The sequence below is a fragment of the Bacillus alkalicellulosilyticus genome (assembly GCF_002019795.1).
Taxonomy (GTDB): domain Bacteria; phylum Bacillota; class Bacilli; order Bacillales; family Bacillaceae_F; genus Bacillus_AO; species Bacillus_AO alkalicellulosilyticum.
Genome location: NZ_KV917381.1, coordinates 4202385 through 4227965, shown reverse-complemented (window position 1 = coordinate 4227965; position 25581 = coordinate 4202385). Strand labels below are relative to the sequence as shown.

Genomic DNA, 25581 nt, shown 5'->3' with positions numbered 1-25581 from the left:
GCATAAAAGACCATCACAAAAAAATGGTCTAAAGGTAAGTCTTTGACCTTCCTCTAAAACGCTGACGAGGTTAGCTGTCGGATTAGGGACATAGAGTATCCCCTCTTATACATAAGATTCACCCCAAGGTAGAGAACTATTCTACCTAAATTGGTTCCCCCGCTCACAATGGATTTAGCGAATAAAAGGCATTTATTATTTTTAAAAAATGAATTGATTATAATCTACTCCTCCAGCCTTATCTTGTCAATCCTATTTTTGTAAATTTTTCATTTGCCTATTGAAATCTTTGTGATTTCCTGATATTGTATAACTATCTTGTATTGCATAATAGCTACAAGTTTTATTTTAACCTCCTATCTTGCTTTACAAGATAGCTGAAAAGGGGTACACGAATCGATGACGACATCACAAATGCTTAAAGGAATATTAGAAGGCTGCTTGCTAGCGATTATTTCAAAAGGTGAAACCTATGGCTATGAAATGATTGAAAAGCTAGATGCATACGGGTTTAAAATGGTCAGCGAAGGAAGCATTTATCCGATTCTGCTTCGCTTACAAAAGGAAAAGCTCGTCTTCACAATAACAAAACCATCCCCAGCAGGGCCAAAAAGAAAGTACTACACATTAACTGACAAAGGTTACGAAGAGCTAGCTGAATTTCAAGAACGATGGAATGTCTTATCCAACAGCGTCACCCTTGTTTTACAAGATACTAAAACAAAAGGAGAGTAACAAAATGGAACTAACAAAAAAGAGTCAGGAATTTCTTGAAGATTTGCGGTTGTACCTATTCTCAAGCGGCAAAAAGGAAGCTGAAATCAATGAGGTGATTGAAGAATTAACCGACCACTTAATTGAAGCAGAAAAAGAAGGGAAAAGTGTTGACCATATTACGGGTCTGTCTCCAAAGGCATACATGGAAAGCATCGCTGAAGAAATGCCCTTTGATGTAAAAGGAATGCTAGTCGTTATTCCTGCGATTTTATTCGGAGTGTTTGCTTATATTATGCTAGGGGATGCGATTAGAGGGACAATGTCATATACGACATACCATGTGATTGGCTTTCCAGTCGTCATTTTGATTGGACTAGGTAGTGTCGTTTTTCTATTTAAAATAATAGCAAAAAACAGACTGAAACTTACATGGCAATGGATACTTCTTGGAGGAAGCAATTTATTCGTGATTGGATTATTTGTGGCTGTTTATATCCTGTCCAACAACTATGGTACACCGTTTATCGAATTCGGGTTTACAGGGAGAATTGTAGCAACCATCCTCTCAATTGCTATTTTTATCGCAATCGCGGTATGGGCTAAAATCTGGTCACCGATCATTATCCCAGCTCTTCTGTTTATACCAGAGGTTATCGCTGAGTCTTTCATCGTCAATGAGGACGTAAAAGCTCTAGTCATTACAAGCGGCTTTGTCCTTATTGCCATATATATGATCTTTTTATTACGAAAGGATTCATCTAGTAAAGGATTACCAAGAAAAACCAAGAATTAATATACAGGGGGATTCAAACCTTTGGTAATGGCTCATGTAAGGAGGGATTTTTTTGGATATTACTTATGGAACACTTTTAGTCCAGTTTATAAATGTCTCAACCGTTATTGTGTTCATTTTGTTCATCATCCGATTTGTGGATTATATACGCTCTCGTGATGAACAGTTGCTTCGCATGGAGGAAAAGCTAGATGAACTGTTAGACTCCATTGAACCTGTCGAAAAACAAGTATAGTCCGTCAAAAATATGTCAGAAAATTTATCATGACGTATACCTACTTTTCTGATATGATGGTATCATTAAGAATGATAATTATTATCATCTAAGATGAAAGCAAAGGTGACGGACTATGAAAAAGATCGTGTTTTGTGAACATAACGACTTTAAAACAAAGAAAGTCTATAAAGAGCTTAAATCAAAGTATTCACAAGTGAAGATTTCGCGTAAAGGCTGTGTAGGCAAATGCAAAGTTTGCAAATCTTGTCCGTTTGCTGTCCAGGATGGAGAAGTAGTGAAAGCGAAAAGCCCAGGAAAGTTGTATAAAGAACTTGCAAGTGCAATCAAATCATCATAATCTAGCAAACCTCTGATTAGAACTCTATCTACCGGTAACAATGGTAAGGTAGGAAAAGGAGGTAAGCATATGCTTCAACAAAAACTGGCATTGTTACTTGCGTTATCAGTTCTTATTTTTGGTTCGTATCTCGGATACAAAACCTACCATATCCAATTGGATAAAAAAACAACGTTAATTGAAATGGATATCCATCATATAAGCAATCACCTCACGTTTTTACTTCATGCATCAGAACAGACCGATGCGGGCAAGCAAATCGCTTATTTAGGAAATAGCGCATTTGCGACATTACCTCCCATGCAACATTTTGATGTCAGCGAAACAGCCAAACGTGAAATGGCTACTGTCTATCAAACGTTGATTCGAGGGCATATTGGTGAAGACATCCCATTTCAAGAAATGCACCATGAAATTTTACACACACTTGAACTTGTCGTGCCCTATCAGGAAAAAATATATAGTACAACCATAGATAAGCCAACCTATATTGAAATGATTGAAAAAATAGAAGAGCAACTCGTATTTATAAATGCACTCCATCAATAAAAATAAGTAAAACATAACAAAAAGTCTACTGATGAGGTAGACTTTTTGTTATGTTGAAATTAAAGAATTAAGGGGGACTTCAGATGGACGTATTTGCAATTCTCGGATTTTCACTTGCAACAGGAGCAATGGCATCTGCGATATACGCGGTGACAAAAGTGGAACAACTAGAAAAGAAGGTAACCGAGTTAGAAAAACGCCTAGATGACAAAGAAGAAAATACGACTACTAAAGCTTGAGGAGATGCCCCAAGCTCTAGTAACTATTATGTTCACTAAACAGCGATGTACTTGCCTAAAACTTAGTATGTTGCTTTTTTCTTAGGAATAAGACTTCTCTTTAGAACTAGAAGAACTGGGATCAATGGGTGCATCTACAACTTTAGAAAGAAAGGTGGCAAATGAATAATGAGAGAGAGGTCTTGTTGCTCTTTCAATATCATCAATCAGCATTTGTAGGTGGAACTCAATAAAAAAGGAGCCAGAATCATGAGCAAGTGGAATATCGCTAATGACATACTTACGTCCAGTTCTATGAAAAAGCTCTAGTTGCGTTGTTGTAATCATTTCATCACCCTATTCTTTCATTGATTATCTTTATTATAATAGAAGAAACCAAATAGAATAGGGCATTTACAGTATGTTTAAAAACATGTTATCTGTTTGTAACATTTCGTAGTTCAAAAAAACTGTAACCATATTTCCCTCAATTCAGACTAATTGATAACGCTAAAATAAGGATGGTGATTCGTTGAAACAAGAAAACAAGGAGGAGGACATCCGCTCCATTTACCGAGAATATGTCGAGGACGTGTATCGTTTTGTGGCAGTATTCACCGCAAATAACGAAGAAGCAGAGGATGTCACACAAGAAGTGTTTATCCGTTTAGTTGATTCCATTCATAAGTTTAAAGGACGCTCATCACTTAAAACATGGATTTTTTCAATCGCTAGAAATGTCGCCATTGATTATGTCAGAAAACAAAAAAAGCAGCTGTTTCTGAAGGCACTGAAAAAGTACAAACCAACTTTTTCAGTGCCTTCGATTATGGTTGCAATGGCTCCACCAGTTGCCCGCTTGCTACGAGAAACCCACTCGTAGCAGGCTTTAAAAAAATGCAACGGTTACGCACATTGCTAAGAGGGCACTGTATAAGTTAAAAACCGAACTTTTTCAGTGCCCTCCGTGTTTCTTCATGACTATGTGCTACAGTTTCTTCCGGCAAAAGGAAAGTCTACAGAGGAAATTGTCGAGGCCAAAGAAGAAGCGAGAACCGTTCATGAAGGCTTACAAAAACTAAAGCCTGACCACAAACTAGTGATACTTCTCCGTGGGATTCATGAGTTTTCGGTGAAAGAAACTTCACAAATCACAGGCTGGACCGAAGCAAAAGTGAAGGTGACCTACCACCGTGCCTTAAAGGAACTTAAGCTAATCTTAGAGCGGGATGTTGCCTGCGAGTTTACAAGGAGGGTTCATAATGAGTAAGTACGACGATAACGAACTTCTCGAGCAATTGAAAAAGAGCCATTCAGAAGTGACACCAAAGAATTCCTTTAAAGAGGAATTAGAATCCACACTTATCAATCGCTTCAATCACAAGTCAAAAAACAAACTATGGATGCCAATGACGGGGATGGCAGTAGCAGTGGTCCTATTTTTACTACTCGTTCTTACCCTAGATGATACCTTGGGGCAACCGGGTACACCCGTGGAAGACACTGAACCAAGAGTATTGATTTATCATACACACAATCATGAATCTTTCCTTCCCGCACTCGGCATTGAAAGTGAGGGAGAAGAGGCGATGCACCATGCCTTTGATGAGACCATCAATGTAACAATATCTGGTGGATACTTGAAGCAAGATCTAATAGAGCATGGAATTAAAAGCATTCACCTTCAACATGATATCATGGAAGAACTGGCTGAGGCAGACCTACCATACAAAGAATCATATACCCTTTCCCGTCGCTATCTAGAAGCAACATTAGACCAATATGATGACATTGACCTTGTGTTAGATATCCACCGAGCCATCGAACCATGGGAAAAGACGACAACTTCTATACATGGAGAAAACGTAGCACAAATAGTAATGGTAATCGGAATGGAACACCCCAACTATACAGAAAATCATGCGTTGGCAAAAGCCTTGAGTGAAAAATTAAATGACATCCACCCAGACTTATCAAGGGGAGTTAAGCTGCTTAGTGGCCCTCCTCGCAATGGAATCTACAATCAGGATGTCCATCCACACTCCATCCTCCTTGAAATCGGAGGTTATGACAATTCTTTAGAAGAAATTCAGTACAGTACAAAATACCTTGCTAGAGCCATCTCTGAACTGTTCGAAACAAGCTAAAACCCAAAAAAGTCCCACCATTTCCGCGAATGCCTAACCCACTTTCACCTCCAGTCGCATATGGTAAATTAGTTGACTCGGAAGGTGGTGTTATGATGTACGGTTATGGATTAGGTACTCCAGCTGCAGGTGCAGCAACAGGAGCAATGACAGGTGCGGCGTTCGGTGCTCCAGTAGCAGGCGCTGCTGCAGGTGCAATGGGCGGTGCTGCTGCAGGATTTGGCGCAGCTCCAATGGCAGGTGCTGGCTATGGTTACGGTGCCCCAATGGCAGGTTGCGGGCCAGTTGCCGCGCCAGTACACGGTGGAGGTCGCGGTTTTGCGTTGATTATCGTCCTATTCATCTTGTTAGTCATTATTGGAGCTTCTTGGACAGCTGCAGTCTAACAGAGAATAGCATGAAAAAAATATACAACAGTCCTACTATGAGAGTCCCCCACTCATAGTAGGACTTTTAAATTTTCAAGTTGAATTGGTTGAGAGCCAGTAATTGTATGGGTAAAATGTTCGAGGAGCCTGAAGAGAAAACGAAAAAGAATATTCGTGCCCAAAAAGGCTCGTGAAGATCCTGAAGTGGTAACAAAAAAGAATAATCGTTACCGAAACGACCCGAAAAGAGCCTGAAGAGGTAACGAATAGAAGTAATCGTTCCTGGTAAAGGTCGCAAAAAGCGTGCAAAGGTAACGAAAAAAAATAATCGTTACCGGCAGGCGCACAAAGAGCCCCAAGAGGTAACGAAAATCCACTTTCTAACTGAACAACACCACAAAGCGGGTACTTCAATCAAACAACGTACCCACTTTCTAAGGTCAGACGGGTGTTCTTCCCTTAATAAGCAACACAACCCACTTAACAATAAAGCCAACCCCTACGCCGATGATTAGAAAAAGAATTGGTAAAAAAATTGGGCCCCATAACACACCAAAAATAGGCAAGGTAGACGAATACACGACTCCAATTGTCCCTAAAAATGCAGAGAAAACAAATGGAAGAAAAGCATAAGGACCTGATCCTCCTCCTGCATCACGATAAGCATCCCAGATGGCAAATAAGTAAAGACAGGGATAGAACATGAGCCACTGATAATTCGTCAATGCAATCGCTTGTTCAATCTGACCATGAAAACTTGGGATTATAATCGTATTTAGGTTACTTTGGACATTGACAAGAAATTCTAAAAAAATGAATACAATTCCCTTAATCAATTTTCCGTTCAGAAATTGAGCAAAACCAGGAAGGGCAATGCTCCAAAGAATTTTTTCACCGGGGTTGGCATTTACCATAATTGTCATCTCTTTTCTACAGTTCTAGTTCGTTTGTTAGCGCATACATGTATGTTCTTTACTGAGGTTATGTAAGTTCGTTATAGGTATCCCCTAAAAAAAGAAAAGCTATTATTAATAAACTTGGTACTTACAACCAATTTTACATGTGAGAAAGGTTTGTTTACAAATAAGGTGTTAATACATAAAATAGGAGTAACAAAAGGAATGGAGGGTGCACAATGAGAGAAACCAACGAACACCAAATTGTCTTGTTTGATGGCGTATGTAATATGTGCAATAGCCTTGTTACTTTTTTGATTAAGCGTGACCCAGAGGGAATGTTTCAATATGCTGCATTACAATCTGATGCGGGGCAAAAGCTTTTGCAGCAATATGGTTTGCCAACGAATGACTTTGGTTCTTTTATTTTGATTAAAAAAGGTAAATTTTATACAAAGTCTTCTGCAGCTCTTCACGTACTTAAAGAATTAAAGGGAGCATGGAAGCTTCTTTATCCTTTAATTATCGTACCCAGGCCGATTCGTGATTTCGTTTATAGTCTAATTGCCCACAACCGCTACCGCCTTTTCGGAAAAAAACAGGAGTGCATGATTCCGACTCCTGAATTAAAGAAACGATTTTTATAATGGTGCAATGCAACTATGGTCGTTGTTCGACGGTTTATTAACGAATGTGGATACTTCATAAGCAACCATTTCTTCAGAGGGATATGGTTGAATCCATTTTTCTAATTCTTCTACATCGGTAAGTTCTGGGTTCAACCAGTCCTGTTGACCTTCTTTAGATAATAACAAAGGCATTCGGTTGTGAAGACTAGACATTAACTCATTCGGAAAAGTCGTGACGATCGTACAAGAAAAGACCGTTTCCTGAGACTCGGGGTCAATCCATTTTTCCCAAAGACCAGCGAATGCAAATAGTTGTTCATCAGCCATCCGGATAAAGTAGGGCTTTTTCCCATCTGCTGTTTGTTTCCACTCATAAAAACCAGTCGTAGGCAATAAGCATCGACGCTTCGCAAAAGCTTTTTTAAAGCTAGGCTTTTCGGCAATCGTTTCTCCTCGTGCATTAATCATCTTATAAGCGTTTTTTCGGTCTTTTGCCCAAGAAGGAATCAACCCCCATTGCAATAATCCGCCTCGACGTTCCTGTCCCTGTTGAATCACGGCAAAAATCGGCTGACCAGGTGCAATGTTATAACTCCTAGGAACCGTGATTTCATTTCTAAGCTGAAAAGTTTGAATTAGCTCCTGTTCATCTGCATGTAAAGTAAATCTTCCGCACATTGGAATAACCTCCTTGCCCCTAGTGTACCAAGAATGAAATGAAAATCAAAAGGACGAAACTAGGCAAAAACCGACGGCATACTTCCTACTTATGAATCATTTTTGGTAAAATATTAGAATTTTTAGAATATTTTGTTGGAATTTCAATTATTAGTTGGTATTATTTGATTATCAGGTAGTATTTTACAAATGGAGAGGTGATTGTACCCGCAACTTTTTAAGTGCGGATTTCCGCCAGCTTTTCACTGTATTAACGGATACATTATATTGGTGTGCCAAGTCTGCTGGCTTTTTATCAAATAGAATCGCCTCCTTGACCCACAACTGTTCACGTTCGGTTAACCCAACGAGACATCCTTCTAGACATTCGCGTTCAAATTCATCACTTGATGAATCCCACTGTCCATTCGTTTCTGACATGTGTTCCTTCAACTCATGATACTTCTCGTACTTCACTTCTTTGCGAAGATGTGTAAGCATCTTACCTCTAACTGTGGAAATGGCAAACGTGGAAAAAGGCCCTTTTTCTGGCTGATAGCGTTTGTATGCTTCCCATAGTCCAATCAAACCAATTTGAAAATAGTCCTCATGATTTTTGTAAATGCGTAGCACCACCATTTGTTTCTTTATGATCGGTTCATATTTCATAGCGACATCATCAAATAACTCTTCCATTCTCTGATCCTTTTGGTTGTGCACCAACCCTGTATTACCGGTTAGCTAAAGAATACGATTGTTTTGATGTGAGAGAAACTTGAGGAAAATGACAAAAGAGGGGAAGACACCGTTGTTTTTTCAAAAAATAGCTACCGTTTTGTAAAAAAACAAGAAAGTACATCTTGGTTTATTGCGAAAACAAACTAATTTTTTGGAGGAGGTATAGGTTATGAAAAGTGACTATATTATTAATGGGGGAACCATGGCATTAATATCAGTCGCACACGAAACGTATGGAACTCTTGTTTATGAGTGTAATGAAAAGCCGTTTTATGTCGTTGCCAGACCGCAGGAAATCATCAACGACAGCTGTGTGGAAGGTGGCGCAAACTATGAGGGGCGAAGAGAAGCGGTCATGCATTATTCCAAAAAAAGAAATAAGCTCCCGATTCCAATTTATCCGGAGGCAAGAGTTATAGCCTTTCCAACGCATTCGCCGAAAAACTTTGTCTGTAGCTGGATATTCTATGATTATGTAAAATTCTTTGGCCGGACACATAACAGTGAAGGGCATTTACATACTGAAGTGACGTTTGAGGATATGCAAACCTACTCGTTTGATGTATCAGTCCATGTCTTTGACCAACAAATGCTAAAAGCATCCCACTGTATCTCAAGATTTCACAAAAACAAATTCATAACAAAGAAACGAAAAAAAGGAAAGCGCATGAGACAAAAATAAGGAAGCAAAGAGACGGTGTCCTCTAACGGGGATGCTGTCTTTTTTATGATGGGAGGCGGTGCATCTCTTAGGGACACAGCAGCCCTTATTTTCTCAAAAAACAGCTTTTTTCATCTGTAGAGGACACACAGTCCTCTATCTTCAGAAAAAGACGTGAAATAAGCATCATTTTATGAGAATAAGGTCGCTGGTGTCCGTTATAACAAGAAAACTAGGAAAAAAGCGAAAATAAGGTCTCTCATGTCCGATAGAGAATTCAGTTCAAATATACTACATAATATATTACAAAAAGATTACAATTGTTACAAATAGATAAATTTCACTATATAGAACAAGGGATTTGTCATAAAAAGGCGAAAAGAGACTTTAAAACTATGAAAATATATCCAACAAAATAGCGAAACTGACTTTATATTAAAAGCATTACTGCCGATATAACTAGTAGGAAAATCTAGCAAATGAGTAAATGGGAGGATAAGAATATGGCGTCAACGATTAAAAAAGTAGTCATTTCATCTGCTTTTGCAACAGGCCTTTTTTTGGCGACCCCTCAATTAACAGATGCTGCGCTCGGTGACCAAACGTTACGCAAGGGAATGGACCACCCTGATGTCAAAGACTTGCAAAAAGCCTTAAAAGAAAAGGGCTTCTTTCAACATGACACAGCGACAGGCTTTTATGGTTCAATTACTGAGGATGCAGTACGGAAGTTTCAACAACAGCACCGACTAGCTGTTGACGGGATCGCAGGGCCACAAACACTTTCGGTATTATTAGCGCAAATGGGAGAACAAGCAAAAGTACAGGTACAGCAGAAAACAACAACGACTCAAGCGCAAACGCAAAAAGTACAAGCACAGTCAAATGTACTTAACACCAACATGGTGTTACGAGCAGGTTCAAAAGGAAAAGAAGTGGAAGCGCTTCAAATTAAGCTCAAGGAACAAGGGTATTACAATCATAAAGTGACTGGTCAATTCGGAAGACAAACGACCGATGCCGTTAAAGCATTTCAAAGAAAAAACAAGTTAACTGTGGATGGCATTGTTGGCCCACAAACCTTGTCTGTTCTTTTAAATGAGCGGCAACCTGCATCAACGCAAACGAACAATGTCACATTAAAGCAACCAACAGCTCAACAATCAACAATTCTTCGAAATGGAAGCAAAGGCGCCCAAGTGTCTAAGCTCCAAACCGACCTAAAAGAATTAGGATTCTATAAAAATAGCATCACTGGTAACTTTGGTGGAGTAACTGAGGTAGCGGTGAGAGACTTTCAAAGAAGTCAAAAGCTTAAAGTCGATGGCATTGTCGGACCACAAACATTCGCAGCCATTAACAAAGCATTAGAAGCGAAGAAAAAAGCTACGCCAAAAGTACCAGCGCAGCCTGCAGCACCAAAAACACCAGCGCCAACAACACAACCAGCACCGAGCACTCCAGCTCCTGCGCCAGCACCTAGTGTGCAACCAGCGCCAAGTACACCATCAACAACATTAACGATTGGCGTTAGAAGTGACCAAGTAACATTAATTCAAACGCAACTTCGTTCACTTGGGTTGTTCCATGTTGAACCAACTGGGTATTACGGTGACATAACAGCTCAATCCGTACGAGAGTTTCAACGATTGAATAATCTACCGGTCACTGGAAATGCAGATGAACAAACGATTGCTAAGATTAATGAAGTAGCAACAAGTCGAGCAACACAACCAGCGCCAACGAATAACGCAGCACTGATGACCAACTTAATTGCAGATGCAGCTACATTTGTAGGTGTACCATACTTATGGGGAGGCTCAACACCAGCAGGATTCGATTGTAGTGGACTTGTACAATATGTGTTCAGGAACCAAGGCATTACAATTCCAAGAACTGTAGCCCTCCAATGGAATGCAGGAGTCCCAGTCGCTGAACCTAGCATTGGTGATATTGTTTTCTTTGAAACCATTTCAGCGGGCCCATCACATAACGGAATATACATCGGCAACAACCAATTCATCCATAGCGGTTCATCGACAGGAGTTATAGTAGCCAGCCTAAACAGTAACTACTGGAGCCAACGCTATCTTGGAGCAAAACGACTGCACTAACAGAAAAAGTGTCCAAAAGGGGATAAGTACAACTCCCTTTTTGGACACTTTATTAAATCTATGCTTTCCAGTAACCAACTATCCCAACATACCGTCCGAAAAAAGAGGAAGATTGAGCAAAACGGGCAGGTAAAAAAATATAGGAGCCCGAAACAAGTTTAAGCCAAGGAAAACGGGCAGATAAAAAAATATAAGAGCCCAAAACAAGTTCGAGCCCAGGAAAAAGGGCAGGTAAAAAAATATAGCAACCCAAAACAGGTCTGAGCATACAAAATCGGGCTGATATAAAAAAATACCAACCCAAAACCATGTTAAATTCATCAAAACAGGCTGATAAAATTGAAACTCAGCTACAAAACAAAACTAGCCAATCAATACAAAGAGCTAGTGGTCAAACTCAGCGGGAATTTCAATAATATTTCCAAGGTTTGCGCTTTCAATTATCTCTTTGCCAATCTCTCGGAACCGCTCAAGGTCTTCTTCGGAGAAACGTTCTTGCACTTGCGCTTTGACTTCCTCTAAATCGCCAGAGGAAATGCCCTCTCGCATAGAGTCAGCCATCTCCGTCAGTTCAGACAACGAAAAATGCTCTAACACAAAATCAATCGTCTCCGCATCTATAGCAGAGGTAACGGTAGTGAAGAGGTCACTATTAATGACTTCACCACCAACCGCACTTTCTTCATTTTTCGAAAAACGCGGATGTTGCTGCAACACATTTTTTCGTTTATCCTCTTCATCTACAGCTACATCAAAAGGCATTTTCTCTTTTATGCTTTGCTCAACTTCAGACACTTTAGTTAAAAAGGCACCGACACCCATTGAACTTATAATGAAAAACAAGATAATCCCAAGCACTACTATTCGCAATAGAACCACCCTTTCTCTGTTGTTAGTAACTCAGTATTAGCAAGTGCAACAGAGATTAATCAATGCTATTCAAAGTAGTCGCATAGTTACTAAGGGACTATTGTTGCTGAAGGAGGAAAGAGGTATAATTGTTCTTAATAAAGAACAAGAATGGACGTGGTCACATGCCAACTAATGTTAAATTCTTTAAAGGGTTTCTATGGGGTTTGGCACTATCTCTACCAATATGGGCTCTTATCTTGTATTTGTTATTTCTTTAAAAGGAGAGGTTGGTCTTCTTGAGTACTACAAGGGTAACTATCAGTCATTGGCTATAGCCTTCTCTCCTTATTAATTTATTCCATAATATTTTTTGCCGAGCACATAATCCAATATACGATTATGCTGACGATTGGTACGGCCCTACTAGTGATAGTATTCTACCGACGAAAGGTAGTTCAAACGAAAAGACTAGAGCTACAAGGGAACGAAATCATTTACACAGTAGGATTACGAAATAAAAAAGAAATAAAGATAAATCTAAACGACATAAACTATGTCGATATAAACTATTTCATGTTTTTATCTATTTGAACAACAACAAAGTCATTCGATTACCTATGTTATTCGAGAATTGCACTTATATTTACGCGATCTTGACATATCACCGATTCAATAAAAACTCACTAGAAGAGGCACACCAATAAAAATAAAAGGCACTGTAAAAAGTTCAGTACCGAACTTTTTCAGTGCCCTCTATATCTAACTTTTTTCAGTCTCTCTATAATATCATCGAAAATTAGTTAATATCCTCAACCGTGAATGGCCAGTATGAAAATTCATCCGGGAAAGAACGGTTTCCAAAAACAAGAGTGTAATGATAGGCAGGTTCAGCTCGGAATATAACTGGAAAGGTTACCGTTTCACCGGGAGAGAGTGTAATCGAAATATCTTCAACCATACCGCTCGTTACATAATTTTGGTCATCTTCCACTCCACCAAACACAATATGGAACAAAGCTTGTGTAAGGTCGAAAAAACTAGACTCTGTTTCATACGTTTGTTTCCCATTATTCGTTAGCGTGACGGGTATCACTAATTGTTCTAACTCTTCGTTAAACTCGGGTGTCCCAATCGAGGCTTCCATTTCTCCATAATATCTTGAAGTCATGTGACCGGATTCCGTAAGTTCAAGCGCATCAAATGATAAAAATTCAGTAAAAGAACCAATCGAGCTACGTTCAAACTTAGACGCTTTTGTCACCGAACCCCCTTTATTATCAACAAAAAAGGAAACGCGAGAAGAAGAAATAGGATGACCAAATTCAAGTTCATAATAGGAAGACGGCACAGACCCGACAGAAAGTACTCCTTGTGCAGAAAGAGTTTCGTGAGGACCTAATCCTTCCGGTGAAAAATAAGAGATTAACTCTGAAAACTTTTCTCGGTACTGATCATGGGAATCATAGTTTGATGATGTCCCAGGGCTGTCTTTTCTTAAAACCATAGAGGTAATATCTTCCCTCGGAATGATAGTATCCGTAAGATTTTTCACCGTATAATCAACAATAAAGTATTGTGAATCTCCTTTTTCAAGGTCGTCTCGCAGAGATACCTCGTCCAATGTAAACTCATAAGACCCATAGTAACTATGAATGGTAACCGTGTCTCCCACTGTCCAAATGTCGTATGTATCAGCATCAGTAGATTGAGAACTTCCTGAACATGCTGAAAAAACAAGAAGAGATACACACATTAGTAAAACATAAATAAATTTCATAGATGTTTCATCCTCCCTTTACATTTCGTACAATAAAAATCTACATGTTTACAAGTATACGAAAAATAGGGTAACAGAATAAAGGCAATAGACTTAATCCACCAATTCTTCCTATTCTTTCAAACCTAGAAACGAAAAAGAGGATGGCACAAAGGTTTTCCCTTTGCCATCCTCTTCCCACAAACCTACTCTTACTCCAACTCCAAATGCTCACGCAACAGTTTTGTCATATTCTCCCGGTCCTCATCCGAAATAATAACGTAACTTAAACCATCAATTCGCTGACTTGGTCCAAATAATGCGAGCTGTTCGACAGAATGTCGTGCTTCTTTATACTTCGATTGAATCTTCCACATTTCACTTAACGTTAAATCCGTTCGAACAGATTCACCAACGGCATCTAAAATATCTCCAACTCTAGTAATCGACCCGATTTGTGCGCCTTCTTTAATAACGGCTTCAACAATTTGGCGCTGACGGTCATTTCGTCCAAAGTCTCCACGCGGATCTTGCTTTCTCATCCTTGAATAAGAAAGGGCTTGGTCGCCAGTAAGGAAAATCTCTCCTTCAGGGAAAGTATCGCCGCCACTACTAAAGGCAAACTCATTATTGACCGTAACACCACCAAGGGCGTCCACAATTCCTTTAAAGCCTTCCATGTTAATGCTGACATAGTGGTCAATTGGAACATCTAAAAAGTTTTCAACGGTATCAACTGTCATTTGAACGCCACCATAGGCATAGGCATGATTGATTTTTTCAATCGTTCCTCTTCCAACAATCTCAGTACGAGTATCACGTGGAATACTAACCATTTTAATCGACTCTTTATTCGGATTAACGGTTAATAGAATAATCGTATCCGAACGTCCAGCATGCGTTTCTCCCTCTGAATCGACACCGGCTATCAAAAACGACAAGGGTTCTTTTTTATCGACATCCACTTCAGTTTCCCTCTTTAATGAACCCTCTCGTTCTAATGGTTGATGGATTTCAGAAGCTGTGTCGGATACTGACTTAAACAAGTGCAATCCATATCCAACGACACTAAGTACTACGATCCCAGCTACAATCCCAAGTATTACTAGCGTTTTTTTCATATATTAATCTCACTTTCTATGTTATATTTTGTTTTAAATACAAAGTAGTTAACTACAAGCAGAAAAAATGATTAAGTTGTCTCTTCATTATATAACATGTACAGAGTAAGGCAATTGTAATACGTTTCAACATAAGTATACAATTTGTGATATAATTTTGTGTGTTGTTTTAGAAAGCTAGTAAAATAGTAGGAGGTTCATTCAGAGAATGGAAGAAACGATTAGCCTAAAAGATATATTTGTCACTTTACGTCGAAGAATAAAAACATTAATTATTATACCTATAATCACAGTTCTTATTAGTGGACTCGTTAGTTTTTTCGTATTAACACCAATGTACCAAAATTCAACACAACTACTTGTAAATCAAGAACAACAAGATCAATTTTATAGCCAAGCTGATATTCGAACGAACATTGAACTAATCAATACGTATAACGTCATTATAAAAAGTCCAGCAATTCTTGAAAAAGTTATAGATGAAGCAAACCTAATAGAAACCTATGACCAATTAAACAGTAAAGTAACAGTTGGTAGCGAAGGAAATTCACAGGTTGTCAGAATTACAGTTCAACATGAACAACCGCATATGGCTGCAGAAATTGCCAATACCATTGCCAATATATTTCAACGTGAAATTGTATCAATTATGAATGTAGATAATGTGAGTATCTTGTCTCAAGCCAAATTGACTGACAATCCAACACCAGTTAAACCAAACCCATATTTAAATATGGCGATTGCATTTGTTGTAGGTTTAATGGCAGCAGTCGGACTTATCTTCTTATTAGAGTTTCTTGATACGTCAATTAAAGATGAAAATGATGTTGAAGCAGTACTTGGCTTACCTGTGTTAGGAGTCGTACCTGACATGGGAGATGAACGTGGAAAAAGAAGGAAAAAGAAGGAAAAAGAACTAAAGAGGAAGGAGAGATAAAATGGCTAGAAGACAACCCCCAAACTCAAAAAAACGTGACTTAATTACACATACAGATAAAAACTCACCAATTTCAGAGCAATATCGAATCATTCGAACGAATATCCAGTTTGCTGCAGTTGATAAAGAAATCAAAACAATTGTTGTTACGTCAACGGGTCCAGGCGAGGGAAAATCAACAACAGCCGGTAACTTATCAGTTGTGTTAGCGCAGGATGGGAAAAACGTACTGTATGTGGATGCTGACTTACGTAAACCAACTGGTCATTATACGTTTGAAATGATGAATACAAAAGGCTTAACAACAGTACTTACAAAGCAAGCTGAACTAGGAGACTCCATCCAACAAAGCAAAATCCCAAACGTATTTGCTTTAACAAGTGGACCAATTCCGCCGAATCCAGCAGAATTACTTAACTCAAAAGCAATGGAGCAATTTATTGAACAGGCAAAAACTGAATTTGATTATGTCGTAATTGATACTCCTCCTGTCATTGCTGTAACAGATGCGCAGATTTTAAGTAGTAAATGTGATGGAACAGTGTTTGTTGTGGCTAGTGGGAAAACAAATCGTGAACAAGCCGTTAAGGTAAAAGAACAGCTTACAAAATCAAATGCCAATATCCTAGGTGTGGTTGTAAATCGTAAAGAAAAACTTAAAGATAGCTACTACTATTATTATGGTGAAAAATAGCAATAAAGTTCTATTAAAATAGCAATAGTCATGGTAGAATTGTAAACAAAGTTCAAAATATGTAAAATAATGTATCGTTTTTAGGGGAGAAGGAGGAAGAGAAACGATGATTGACATTCACTGTCACATTTTGCCTGGATTAGATGATGGTCCAAAAAATGAAAATCAAAGTATAGAAATGGCAAAAGCCGCGGTTACAGAAGGTATTACCTCTATTATTGCGACACCGCATCATCGGCATCCTTCCTTTTCAAATGAAGGCTGTACGATTAAAGATACAACAGAACTATTCAATCAAAGATTAAAGCAAGAAAACATAGAGCTTACGATTTTACCGGGTCAGGAAGTTAGAATGGTTGGGGATATTGCCCAAGGGTTAGAAACAAAAGAACTTCTCACCCTAGCAGACGGGAATAAATACCTCTTTCTTGAACTTCCATCAAGTCATGTACCAAGATACGCCGCAAATATAATCTATCAAACTCAATTAAGTGGAATTACACCTATCATTGTTCATCCTGAACGAAATAAAGAATTAATTGAAAAGCCAGAAGTCATATACGACTTTGTAAAAAATGGAGCATTAACACAACTAACCGCTTCGAGTATTACGGGTCATTTTGGGAAAAATATTAAGAAATTTAGTGAACAAATCATTGAATCGAACCTAACTCATTTTATTGCCAGTGATGCGCACAATATCGAATCAAGACCATTTCGTTTACAAGAATCATATATGCTAATTGAAAAAGTATTCGGTACAGGAACAGTCTATCAGTTTCAAGAAAATGCACAACTTTTACTAGAACATCAGCATATTGCGATGGTACAACCAGAACCTATTAAAAGACGTAAGTTTCTTGGAATCTTCTAAGAGATTTCAACTAGATTTTTGGTGATGTCTCCTTCCCATTATCGACGGAGGTACTCGGTCATGCTGTGGGTTCAAAATATTGAACCTTAGGTGCTTGTCACCACTGGTTTGACGTGAGGTAAGGTTAGATGCCTTACAAGTTTTTATTAAACCAAAACCGATTAAAAAGATAGAAACATTTTTATTATAAAGCCTTAAACTATGAACCTTTCCTAAAAAGAAGTATAGTTTAGGGCTTTACATCTTTATTGAGAAAAGGAGGGGTAATAGATGTCATATAGAAAGAGGTTGGCCGCTTTAATAGGGGTTGATTCTGCAATCGTACTATTCTGTATTTTTATTAGTAATTTTATTTTAATTAAAACAGGGTCAATGGTAACAATAATTTTAGCATTCAGTGCGGTTACGTTACTAATAAGTTATCATCTTTTTGCTTATTTTTATCACCTTTATAAAAAAGTATGGCAATATGCAAGTGTAAATGAGTTAACGGCAATAATAAAGGTTATCACACTTTCAATATTCATAACGGCAGCTGTACAATTTGTGTTTATTCAAGATGTGTATATGCGAGCCTTAGTGATAACATGGATGATGCATGTCCTATTAATTGGTGGTTCTCGTTTCTCCTGGAGAATGTACCGAGATACGATTATGAAGGTAGATAAAAATAAAAAGCCAGTACTATTAATTGGAGCTGGTGCTGCAGGAATAATGGTTGCAAGGCAGTTACAGAATAGTGAGTTTTCTGATTTGCAGCCTGTTGCCTTTATTGATGATGATAAGGCGAAACAACAACTAGAAATCATGGGAATACCTGTAGTTGGTGGAGTATCAGAAATTACTAGAATTGTAAATGAACTAGAAATTAAACGAATTATAATTGCGATTCCTTCTTTAAGTAGAATAGAGTTAAACAACATCTTTATAGAATGTTCAAAAACGGTTGCGAAAACGCAAATCATGCCAAAAATTGAAGACATTATGACCGGGAAAGTATCGGTAGAGCAATTCCGTGAAGTTGAAGTAGAAGATTTACTTGGACGAGACCCAGTAGAACTTGATATAGCAGGCATTAAGCAATATATCAAAGGCCAAACGATACTCGTTACCGGTGCAGGTGGCTCAATAGGTTCTGAGATATGTCGACAAATTGCAAACTTCGAACCCGAACAATTAATTTTGTTAGGTCACGGAGAAAATAGCATTTACTCGATTGAAATGGAACTTAGAAGAACCTTTCCACATGTAAACCTAGATACGGAAATTGCAGATGTACAAGATCGTGAAAAAATCTTTAAGATTATGAACAATAGAACACCTCATGTTGTGTTCCATGCAGCGGCCCATAAGCATGTGCCATTAATGGAAAGAAATCCAGAAGAAGCGGTAAAGAACAATGTAGTTGGCACAAAAAATGTTGCTGAAGCAGCAGATAATGCTAAAGTAAATACATTTGTGATGATTTCCACTGACAAAGCTGTTAATCCAACAAGTGTGATGGGAGCGACAAAACGGATTGCAGAAATGATCGTTCAGCATATGGACATTATAAGTGACACAAGATTCGTGGCGGTACGTTTTGGTAATGTTCTTGGAAGTCGCGGAAGTGTAATCCCATTATTTAAAGAACAAATCAAAGCTGGCGGACCAGTAACAGTAACGCACCCAAAGATGGTCCGTTACTTCATGACAATACCTGAAGCTTCAAGACTCGTGCTCCAAGCAGGAGCGTTAGCAAGAGGCGGAGAAATCTTTGTCCTTGATATGGGTGAGCCCGTTAAAATCGTAGACCTTGCAAAGAACCTGATAAAATTATCAGGATATTCAAAAGACGATATAAAAATTGAATTCACAGGTATGAGACCAGGAGAAAAGATGTATGAAGAACTTCTCGGAAAAGATGAGGTTCATGACTTGCAAATTTTCCCTAAGATATATATTGGAAAAACCCCACCAGTCAATATCGGAGTGGCTCAAGCGGTCATCGGAGCAATTGAAATAATGAGCCCAGAAGAATTAAGAGAAGAATTATTAGATATAGCGAATTTCAGGAAACAAGAGTTGCAACACCTCAGCTTGGTGAAATAACCAACAAATCAACACAATCCTGACTTGCTACTTTAATTGAAAAGAGGCGACTAGGGATTGTCATCCTAGGGATTATAGCAGGCATCGCATTCCCAACGGCTAGAGGGATTATAGAAAAAGCAAGAGACGAATCATGCGAAATTAATATCGAACAAATTGAAAAAATGTATGAAACACACCTTTCATCAGAAGGAATCGAACATTCGGATGAATTATTTTCACAATTTGTAGAGGAGCATGATCAAGGAGTGTGTAATGTATCCTGTGACTCTCTTATTTATATAGAAGGGACAGTGCAATGCAGCAGTGAAACGAGTTAAGTCGAAGAATTTGTAATGGTTTAATTGACTAGAGATAGAGCTATGAAGCCGATTAGTATTTGAACAACTAACCGACTTAAAATCATTCAAGGGGGGGTACAAAGGGTGTATCTGAAAATAAAAAGAATAATAGATATTATACTTTCTATGATAGGGATGATAGTTCTATCCCCAATCCTAGTATTGCTTACTTTGGCTATTAAACTAGACTCCAAAGGTCCAGTGCTTTTTAAACAAAAGAGAGTTGGAGTAAACAAAACACATTTTAACATATTGAAATTCCGTACGATGAGAATAAATACTCCAAATGATACGCCGACACATCTTCTGGAAAATCCTGACCAATACATTACAAAAATGGGAAAATTCTTGCGAAAAACGTCATTGGATGAATTACCTCAGATCTGGAATATCTTTGTTGGTCAAATGAGTATTATCGGACCTAGGCCTGCATTGTGGAATCAATTCGATCTTATCGCTGAACGTGATAAGTATGGAGCTAATGATGTGCCACCAGGACTAACGGGTTGGGCCCAAATTAATGGTAGAGATGAACTTCCTATTGAAATTAAAGCAAAGTTAGATGGGGAGTATGTAGAAAAGATTGGTATTGGTATGGATGTAAAATGTTTTTTTGGAACAATTGTTAGTGTGGTTAAAAGTGATGGTGTTGTTGAAGGTGGAACTGGAACAACAGGTAAAAATGAAATTGCTAGTACTAAGGAAAGAGTGACGAAATGAAGAAGGTACTAATTACTGGAGTTAATAGTTACATCGGGTTAAGTCTAGAAAACTGGCTCACTGATAAATTAGAGTATCAAGTTGACTTCATTAGTTTTAAAGAAGACTCTTGGCGAGAGAAGAGTTTTTCTGAATATGATGTAATATTTCATGTCGCAGGAATTGCTCATGTTTCAAGAGATCCAAAGTTAGAAAGTTTATATTATAAGGTAAATAGAGACTATACTATTGAGTCCGCTAAGAAAGCTAAGAGTGATGGGGTAAAACAGTTTATTTTTATGAGTAGTATCATCGTATATGGGGAAAGTATGGCAGATGAAAGAATTATTGATATAAATACAGTTCCAAAACCGAGTAATTTTTACGGGGATAGTAAGCTCCAAGCAGAGGAGGGAATTACTCCACTAGGAAATGATAAATTTAAGGTTGCTATTGTCAGACCACCAATGATATATGGCAAAGGTTCGAAAGGAAATTATCCTAAACTCGCAAAAGTAGCACGGATGATTCCTATTTTTCCTGAAATAAATAATCAAAGAAGCATGCTTCATATAGAAAATCTTTGCGAGTTTATTCGTCTCTTAATCGATAATGAGGAAAGTGGATTATTTTTCCCTCAAAATGAAGAATATGTGCAAACAAGTGAACTGGTAAAACTAATAGCTCAAGTTCATCAAAAAAAAATCATAACTACTAAAATGTTTAACAAAATCATTAAACCGTTCATTGGGAAAGTAGATATCATCAATAAAGTATTTGGAAATTTGGTCTATGATAAAAGTTTAAGTCATTATAAGACAAATTACAGAATTAGAAGCTTAAGAGAATCAATTGAAGCTACCGAAAAAAACCAAGAAAGGTCGCTAAAATGAAAAAACATATTTTAGTTATTGCTCAGTATTTCTATCCTGAGCAATTTCGGATTAACGATATATGTACGGAATGGGTAAAAAGAGGATACAAGGTAACTGTAATTACAGGAATACCTAATTATCCGCAAGGTAAGTTTTATGATGGATATAGCTATTTTAAGAAAAGAAGAGAAGAATATAACGGTGTAGACATTATTAGAATTCCTCTAATACCAAGAGGAAACAGTTCTATAACTCTAGCTTTAAATTATTTATCCTTTGTTGTATCAGGGTTCTTTTGGAAAGCCCTCTCAAAATTAAAAGCAGATTATGTATATATATTTGAAGTCTCTCCTATGACCCAAGCACTTCCAGGAGTTTGGTATGCAAAAAAGAGAAAAATACCTTGTTACTTGTATGTAACAGATCTTTGGCCCGAAAATGTTGAAATTGTAGCTGGTATAAAAAATAAATCTATCTTGAACGCTTTAGGTGTAATGGTTGATTATATATATAAGCGTTGTGATAGAATATTTACTTCTTCCAGAAGTTTTATAGAAGCCATCCATCAACGAGGAGTAGAGTTAGACAAACTAGAATTTTGGCCTCAATATGCAGAAGATTACTATGTTCCTGTTAATAAAGAAATTGCGTCAGCAACAGAAGTCCCTATGGATGATACTTTTAATATTATATTTGCAGGAAATATTGGTGTAGCCCAAGGATTAGATATACTACCTGATGTCGCAAAAATTTTAAAAAGAAGTAATATAAAAGTCCGGTTTAACATAGTTGGAGACGGGCGATATAAAGAGACCTTAATCAATAAGGTCAACAATAATAATATTCAAGAACTGTTTAATTTTATTCCTAAGCAACCGGCTACTAAAATCCCAGAACTTATGGCAGCTTGTGATGCTACATTAATTAGTCTTTCTAAGAGTAAGGTGTTTTCCATGACCTTACCAGCGAAAACTCAATCCTGTTTAGCTTGTGGTCTGCCAGTGATAGTCTCTGCTGATGGAGAGATACAACAGATCATCAATGAAGCTGGTGCAGGAGTTTGTAGTGATGCTGGAGAAACAGAAAAATTAGCTGAAAATATTAAAATATTAACGTCATTGTCTGCAGATGAATTAAAAACTATGTCTATTAATGCGCTTGAGTACTCTAAAAAAACATTTGATAAAAACAAACTATTAGAAAGAATGGATAGATGGTTTAACAAAACTAATTAGAAAAAGTTAGGAGTAATAAATATATGTTTAAAGATAGTACTTTATTAATAACAGGTGGAACAGGTTCTTTTGGTAATGCAGTAATGAAACGCTTCTTAAACACTGATGTTAAAGAGATAAGAATATTTTCAAGAGATGAAAAAAAACAAGATGATATGAGAAAGGTGTATAAAGACGATAAATTAAAGTTTTACATCGGTGATGTACGAGATTTAGCAAGTGTAAAAAATGCTATGCATGGTGTAGATTATATCTTTCATGCAGCGGCATTAAAACAAGTTCCTTCTTGTGAATTTTTCCCACTTGAGGCAGTAAAAACAAACATTATTGGAACCGATAATGTTGTAACAGGAGCAATCGAAATGGGGGTAAAGAAGGTTATTTGTCTATCCACAGATAAGGCAGCTTACCCTATAAATGCAATGGGAATTTCTAAGGCAATGATGGAAAAAGTATTTGTTGCAAAGGCAAATACTGTTGACCCTGGTAGAACACTAATCTGTGGTACAAGATATGGTAATGTAATGGCATCAAGAGGTTCAGTTATTCCGTTGTTTATTGAACAAATAAAAAAGGGTGAACCTTTGACTATTACGGATCCAAATATGACAAGATTTCTTATGAGTCTTGAGGAAGCGGTAGAACTAGTTGTGTTTGCTTTTGAAAATGCTCAAGCAGGAGATATTATGGTTCAAAAAGCTCCTGCTTCTACCATTGGTGATCTTGCACAGGCGTTAAAGGAACTATTTAACGTAGATAATGAAATAAAGATTATTGGAACTCGCCATGGGGAAAAACTATATGAAACCTTACTTACTAAAGAAGAGCATATAGTAGCCGAAGATTTGGAAGGTTTCTATAGAGTACCTGCTGACAAAAGGGACCTTAATTATGATAAGTATTTTGTAGAAGGTAATAGAGAATTGCAACAAGTAGATGATTATAACTCTCATAATACACAGAGATTGAGCATCGAAGCTATTAAAGATAAGCTACTAAATTTAGATTATATTCAAGAAGAGTTAAAGAGATGGAGTGATAGATAGATGAAAATACTAGTACTTGGTGCTACTGGTATGGCAGGACATGTAATCTCTATATATTTTAAAGAACTAGGTCACGAGGTCACAGCATTTAGTAGAAGAGAGTTTCCATATTGTAATCATAATTTTGTTGGTGATATTACAAACTTCCCATTTTTAAAAAGTGTAATAGTAAACGGAAACTATGATGCAGTAATAAATGCGATTGGAATTTTAAATAAGGATGCAGAAGATAATAAAGCATCTGCCGTATTAGTAAATAGTTATTTACCACATTATTTATGTGAAATTACAAAAAATATGAAAACAAAAGTGGTCCATATGAGCACGGATTGTGTATTTTCAGGTAAGGAAGGTGGATATATAGAAACTTCATTGAGAGATGGTGAGACTTTCTATGATAGGTCAAAAGCTTTGGGGGAAGTTGAGAATAACAAAGATTTAACTTTTAGAAATTCTATCATCGGCCCAGACATGAATGAAGAAGGAATAGGGCTATTTAATTGGTTTATGAAACAAGATGGACAAGTTAATGGTTTTACCAAAGCCATTTGGACTGGGGTTACGACACTAACCTTAGCAAAAGCAATGAATAAAGCGCTAGAAGAAAATCTAACAGGGCTATATAATCTGGTGAATAATTCTAGCATTAACAAGTATATGTTATTAAACTTGTTTAACAAATATATGAAAAACAATGAATTAGAAATTTTACCAACGAATAATTTAGTTCTTGATAAATCCCTAACTAATACTAGGAATGATTTTAGTTTTGAGGTCCCTAGTTATGAACACATGGTGGTAGAAATAAAAGAGTGGATACAAAAAAATAAAGAGTTATATCCGCATTATTTTTAATTATAAGGTGGGGAATGTATGAAGAAATTAAAACTGATAACTATAGTAGGAACACGTCCAGAAATTATCAAATTATCAGAAGTAATTAAAAAGTGTGATATTTATTTTGAACACATACTAGTGCACACAGGACAAAATTATGACTATACACTTAATGAAGTGTTTTTTGAAGAATTAGGAATTAGACACCCAGATTATTTCCTAGGTGTTGTGGGGGATAATCTAGGTCATACAATGGGAAATATACTTGCTAAATCTTATGATTTAATGATAGAACTAAAACCTGACGCGCTTCTTGTGCTTGGTGATACTAATTCATGCTTAAGTGTAATTTCTGCAAAGAGATTAAAGATTCCTATCTTTCACCTGGAAGCGGGGAATAGATGTTTCGATGAGAATTTACCTGAAGAAATTAACAGACGAATAGTTGACCATACGAGTGACGTTAACCTTTGTTATACAGAACATGCAAGAAGATATTTAAACTCTGAAGGTGTGCCGAAAGAAAGAACGTATGTAGTAGGCTCACCAATGGCAGAAGTTCTAGGTAATAATTTGCATAAAATTAACAACAGTAAAGTTTTATCAACACTTAAGTTAGAAAAAGGAAAGTATATCCTACTTTCGGCGCATCGCGAGGAAAACATTGACAATGAAAATAACTTTATGGCTCTAATGAATGCAGTTAATGCGATGGCAGAAGTATACGATATACCCATCATTTATAGTACACATCCAAGAAGTAAAAATATTATTGAACAAAGGGGTTTTAAATTTTATAAAAATGTAAGAAGTCTACCTCCTTTTGGATTCTGCGATTATAATCATTTACAACAAAATGCATATTGTGTTGTCTCCGATAGTGGGACAGTTGCAGAGGAGGCAAGCTTTTTTAAATTTCCTGCAGTATCAGTAAGAACGAGTACAGAAAGACCTGAGGTATTCGATAAAGGAAATATGATAATCGGTAGTATCACAACAGAGCAGGTTCTTCAAGCAGTAGATATGGCGGTTAAAATGGATGCAAGTAATCATCTTGGGGTAGATGTTCCTGACTATGTAGATACAAACCTAAGTGTGAAAGTTGTGAAACTAATTCAAAGTTATACTGGAATTGTTAATAGAATGGTGTGGAGAAAGTAA

Annotated in this window: 30 protein-coding genes and 1 riboswitch; of the genes, 23 read left to right on the top strand and 7 right to left on the bottom strand. The window is 37.3% G+C overall.

What is annotated here, in order from left to right; all coding sequences use genetic code 11:
• Positions 1-44: 44 nt before the first annotated feature.
• A riboswitch (cyclic di-AMP (ydaO/yuaA leader) is annotated at positions 45-190 on the bottom strand.
• A 209-nt stretch (positions 191-399) separates the two neighbouring features.
• The 6 genes from BK585_RS21175 (at position 400) to BK585_RS24205 (ending at position 2873) form a co-directional block, all read left to right on the top strand.
• Entirely contained in the window at positions 400-735 is a 336-nt protein-coding gene (locus tag BK585_RS21175) for a PadR family transcriptional regulator (RefSeq protein WP_078556061.1), read from the top strand.
• A 4-nt stretch (positions 736-739) separates the two neighbouring features.
• Positions 740-1510 (top strand): HAAS domain-containing protein, encoded by a 771-nt coding sequence (locus BK585_RS21170; RefSeq protein WP_078556059.1) that lies wholly within the window; start codon positions 740-742, stop codon positions 1508-1510.
• Positions 1511-1562: 52 nt separating this feature from the next.
• Positions 1563-1745: a hypothetical protein gene (locus BK585_RS21165; protein ID WP_078556057.1), complete on the top strand. Its 183-nt coding sequence runs from the start codon at positions 1563-1565 to the stop codon at positions 1743-1745.
• Positions 1746-1860: 115 nt separating this feature from the next.
• Positions 1861-2085 carry a DUF1450 domain-containing protein gene (locus tag BK585_RS21160; protein WP_078556055.1) on the top strand — a complete coding sequence of 75 codons (225 nt, stop codon included), beginning with the start codon at positions 1861-1863 and terminating at the stop codon, positions 2083-2085.
• A 69-nt stretch (positions 2086-2154) separates the two neighbouring features.
• A complete protein-coding gene (locus BK585_RS21155; protein WP_078556053.1) occupies positions 2155-2634 on the top strand; it encodes a hypothetical protein in 480 nt (159 codons plus the stop codon).
• Between the two features lie 83 nt (positions 2635-2717).
• Positions 2718-2873 carry a hypothetical protein gene (locus BK585_RS24205; protein ID WP_170885671.1) on the top strand — a complete coding sequence of 52 codons (156 nt, stop codon included), beginning with the start codon at positions 2718-2720 and terminating at the stop codon, positions 2871-2873.
• Positions 2874-2954: 81 nt separating this feature from the next.
• Here BK585_RS24205 and BK585_RS21150 read toward each other — a convergent pair whose 3' ends face one another.
• The gene (locus tag BK585_RS21150) at positions 2955-3200 is read right to left on the bottom strand and encodes a DUF2535 family protein (protein ID WP_078556051.1); all 246 of its coding nucleotides are present in this window, start codon (positions 3198-3200) and stop codon (positions 2955-2957) included.
• Between the two features lie 184 nt (positions 3201-3384).
• Between BK585_RS21150 and BK585_RS21145 the strand changes: the two genes are divergently transcribed.
• The 4 genes from BK585_RS21145 (at position 3385) to BK585_RS24515 (ending at position 5385) form a co-directional block, all read left to right on the top strand.
• The gene (locus BK585_RS21145; protein ID WP_078556049.1) at positions 3385-3735 is read left to right on the top strand and encodes an RNA polymerase sigma factor; all 351 of its coding nucleotides are present in this window, start codon (positions 3385-3387) and stop codon (positions 3733-3735) included.
• A gap of 84 nt (positions 3736-3819) precedes the next feature.
• On the top strand, positions 3820-4122 hold the full coding sequence (locus BK585_RS21140; protein ID WP_170885670.1) for an RNA polymerase sigma factor: 303 nt from the start codon (positions 3820-3822) through the stop codon (positions 4120-4122).
• Entirely contained in the window at positions 4115-4999 is an 885-nt protein-coding gene (spoIIP, locus tag BK585_RS21135; RefSeq protein WP_170885669.1) for a stage II sporulation protein P, read from the top strand. Before BK585_RS21140 ends, spoIIP begins: the two co-directional genes overlap by 8 nt.
• Before the next feature lie 95 nt (positions 5000-5094).
• The gene (locus tag BK585_RS24515) at positions 5095-5385 is read left to right on the top strand and encodes a YjcZ family sporulation protein (protein WP_245805882.1); all 291 of its coding nucleotides are present in this window, start codon (positions 5095-5097) and stop codon (positions 5383-5385) included.
• Positions 5386-5807: 422 nt separating this feature from the next.
• On the opposite strand, the gene BK585_RS21125 is transcribed toward BK585_RS24515, so the two are convergent.
• Entirely contained in the window at positions 5808-6281 is a 474-nt protein-coding gene (locus BK585_RS21125; RefSeq protein ID WP_078556045.1) for a hypothetical protein, read from the bottom strand.
• A gap of 221 nt (positions 6282-6502) precedes the next feature.
• Between BK585_RS21125 and BK585_RS21120 the strand changes: the two genes are divergently transcribed.
• Entirely contained in the window at positions 6503-6910 is a 408-nt protein-coding gene (locus tag BK585_RS21120; RefSeq protein ID WP_078556044.1) for a thiol-disulfide oxidoreductase DCC family protein, read from the top strand.
• Here the strand turns inward: BK585_RS21120 and BK585_RS21115 are convergent.
• Both BK585_RS21115 and BK585_RS21110 read right to left on the bottom strand, forming a co-directional pair.
• Positions 6905-7570 carry an SOS response-associated peptidase gene (locus BK585_RS21115; RefSeq protein ID WP_078556043.1) on the bottom strand — a complete coding sequence of 222 codons (666 nt, stop codon included), beginning with the start codon at positions 7568-7570 and terminating at the stop codon, positions 6905-6907. The genes BK585_RS21120 and BK585_RS21115 overlap by 6 nt on opposite strands.
• 183 nt (positions 7571-7753) lie before the next feature.
• On the bottom strand, positions 7754-8245 hold the full coding sequence (locus BK585_RS21110; RefSeq protein WP_078556042.1) for a sigma-70 family RNA polymerase sigma factor: 492 nt from the start codon (positions 8243-8245) through the stop codon (positions 7754-7756).
• Between the two features lie 211 nt (positions 8246-8456).
• On the opposite strand from BK585_RS21110, the gene BK585_RS21105 reads away from it, so the two are divergent.
• Together BK585_RS21105 and BK585_RS24685 are read left to right on the top strand one after the other, a co-directional pair.
• Positions 8457-8969, top strand: coding sequence for a competence protein ComK (locus BK585_RS21105; protein ID WP_078556041.1), 513 nt, complete (start codon positions 8457-8459; stop codon positions 8967-8969).
• Between the two features lie 482 nt (positions 8970-9451).
• The gene (locus BK585_RS24685) at positions 9452-11062 is read left to right on the top strand and encodes a C40 family peptidase (RefSeq protein ID WP_078556040.1); all 1611 of its coding nucleotides are present in this window, start codon (positions 9452-9454) and stop codon (positions 11060-11062) included.
• A 384-nt stretch (positions 11063-11446) separates the two neighbouring features.
• Here BK585_RS24685 and BK585_RS21095 read toward each other — a convergent pair whose 3' ends face one another.
• From BK585_RS21095 to BK585_RS21085, 3 genes are all read right to left on the bottom strand, one after another.
• On the bottom strand, positions 11447-11932 hold the full coding sequence (locus BK585_RS21095) for a hypothetical protein (protein ID WP_078556039.1): 486 nt from the start codon (positions 11930-11932) through the stop codon (positions 11447-11449).
• A 778-nt stretch (positions 11933-12710) separates the two neighbouring features.
• A complete protein-coding gene (locus BK585_RS21090; protein ID WP_078556038.1) occupies positions 12711-13691 on the bottom strand; it encodes a DUF4352 domain-containing protein in 981 nt (326 codons plus the stop codon).
• Positions 13692-13882: 191 nt separating this feature from the next.
• Positions 13883-14791 carry an LCP family glycopolymer transferase gene (locus tag BK585_RS21085; protein ID WP_078556037.1) on the bottom strand — a complete coding sequence of 303 codons (909 nt, stop codon included), beginning with the start codon at positions 14789-14791 and terminating at the stop codon, positions 13883-13885.
• Between the two features lie 208 nt (positions 14792-14999).
• On the opposite strand from BK585_RS21085, the gene BK585_RS21080 reads away from it, so the two are divergent.
• From BK585_RS21080 to wecB, 10 genes are all read left to right on the top strand, one after another.
• Positions 15000-15728, top strand: a complete 729-nt coding sequence (locus tag BK585_RS21080; RefSeq protein WP_078556036.1) for a YveK family protein — start codon at positions 15000-15002, stop codon at positions 15726-15728.
• Position 15729: 1 nt separating this feature from the next.
• The gene (locus tag BK585_RS21075; RefSeq protein WP_078556035.1) at positions 15730-16422 is read left to right on the top strand and encodes a CpsD/CapB family tyrosine-protein kinase; all 693 of its coding nucleotides are present in this window, start codon (positions 15730-15732) and stop codon (positions 16420-16422) included.
• A gap of 106 nt (positions 16423-16528) precedes the next feature.
• The gene (locus BK585_RS21070; protein WP_078556033.1) at positions 16529-17296 is read left to right on the top strand and encodes a tyrosine-protein phosphatase; all 768 of its coding nucleotides are present in this window, start codon (positions 16529-16531) and stop codon (positions 17294-17296) included.
• 270 nt (positions 17297-17566) lie between these two features.
• Positions 17567-19387: a polysaccharide biosynthesis protein gene (locus BK585_RS21065; protein ID WP_078556031.1), complete on the top strand. Its 1821-nt coding sequence runs from the start codon at positions 17567-17569 to the stop codon at positions 19385-19387.
• A 425-nt stretch (positions 19388-19812) separates the two neighbouring features.
• A complete protein-coding gene (locus BK585_RS21060; protein ID WP_078556030.1) occupies positions 19813-20448 on the top strand; it encodes a sugar transferase in 636 nt (211 codons plus the stop codon).
• A complete protein-coding gene (locus tag BK585_RS21055; protein ID WP_078556028.1) occupies positions 20445-21320 on the top strand; it encodes an NAD-dependent epimerase/dehydratase family protein in 876 nt (291 codons plus the stop codon). Before BK585_RS21060 ends, BK585_RS21055 begins: the two co-directional genes overlap by 4 nt.
• Positions 21317-22537 carry a glycosyltransferase family 4 protein gene (locus BK585_RS21050; RefSeq protein ID WP_078556027.1) on the top strand — a complete coding sequence of 407 codons (1221 nt, stop codon included), beginning with the start codon at positions 21317-21319 and terminating at the stop codon, positions 22535-22537. Before BK585_RS21055 ends, BK585_RS21050 begins: the two co-directional genes overlap by 4 nt.
• 23 nt (positions 22538-22560) lie before the next feature.
• Positions 22561-23583: a polysaccharide biosynthesis protein gene (locus BK585_RS21045; protein ID WP_078556025.1), complete on the top strand. Its 1023-nt coding sequence runs from the start codon at positions 22561-22563 to the stop codon at positions 23581-23583.
• Positions 23584-24438: an SDR family oxidoreductase gene (locus BK585_RS21040; RefSeq protein ID WP_078556023.1), complete on the top strand. Its 855-nt coding sequence runs from the start codon at positions 23584-23586 to the stop codon at positions 24436-24438. It abuts the gene before it with no gap.
• 18 nt (positions 24439-24456) lie between these two features.
• The gene (gene wecB, locus BK585_RS21035; RefSeq protein ID WP_078556021.1) at positions 24457-25581 is read left to right on the top strand and encodes a non-hydrolyzing UDP-N-acetylglucosamine 2-epimerase; all 1125 of its coding nucleotides are present in this window, start codon (positions 24457-24459) and stop codon (positions 25579-25581) included.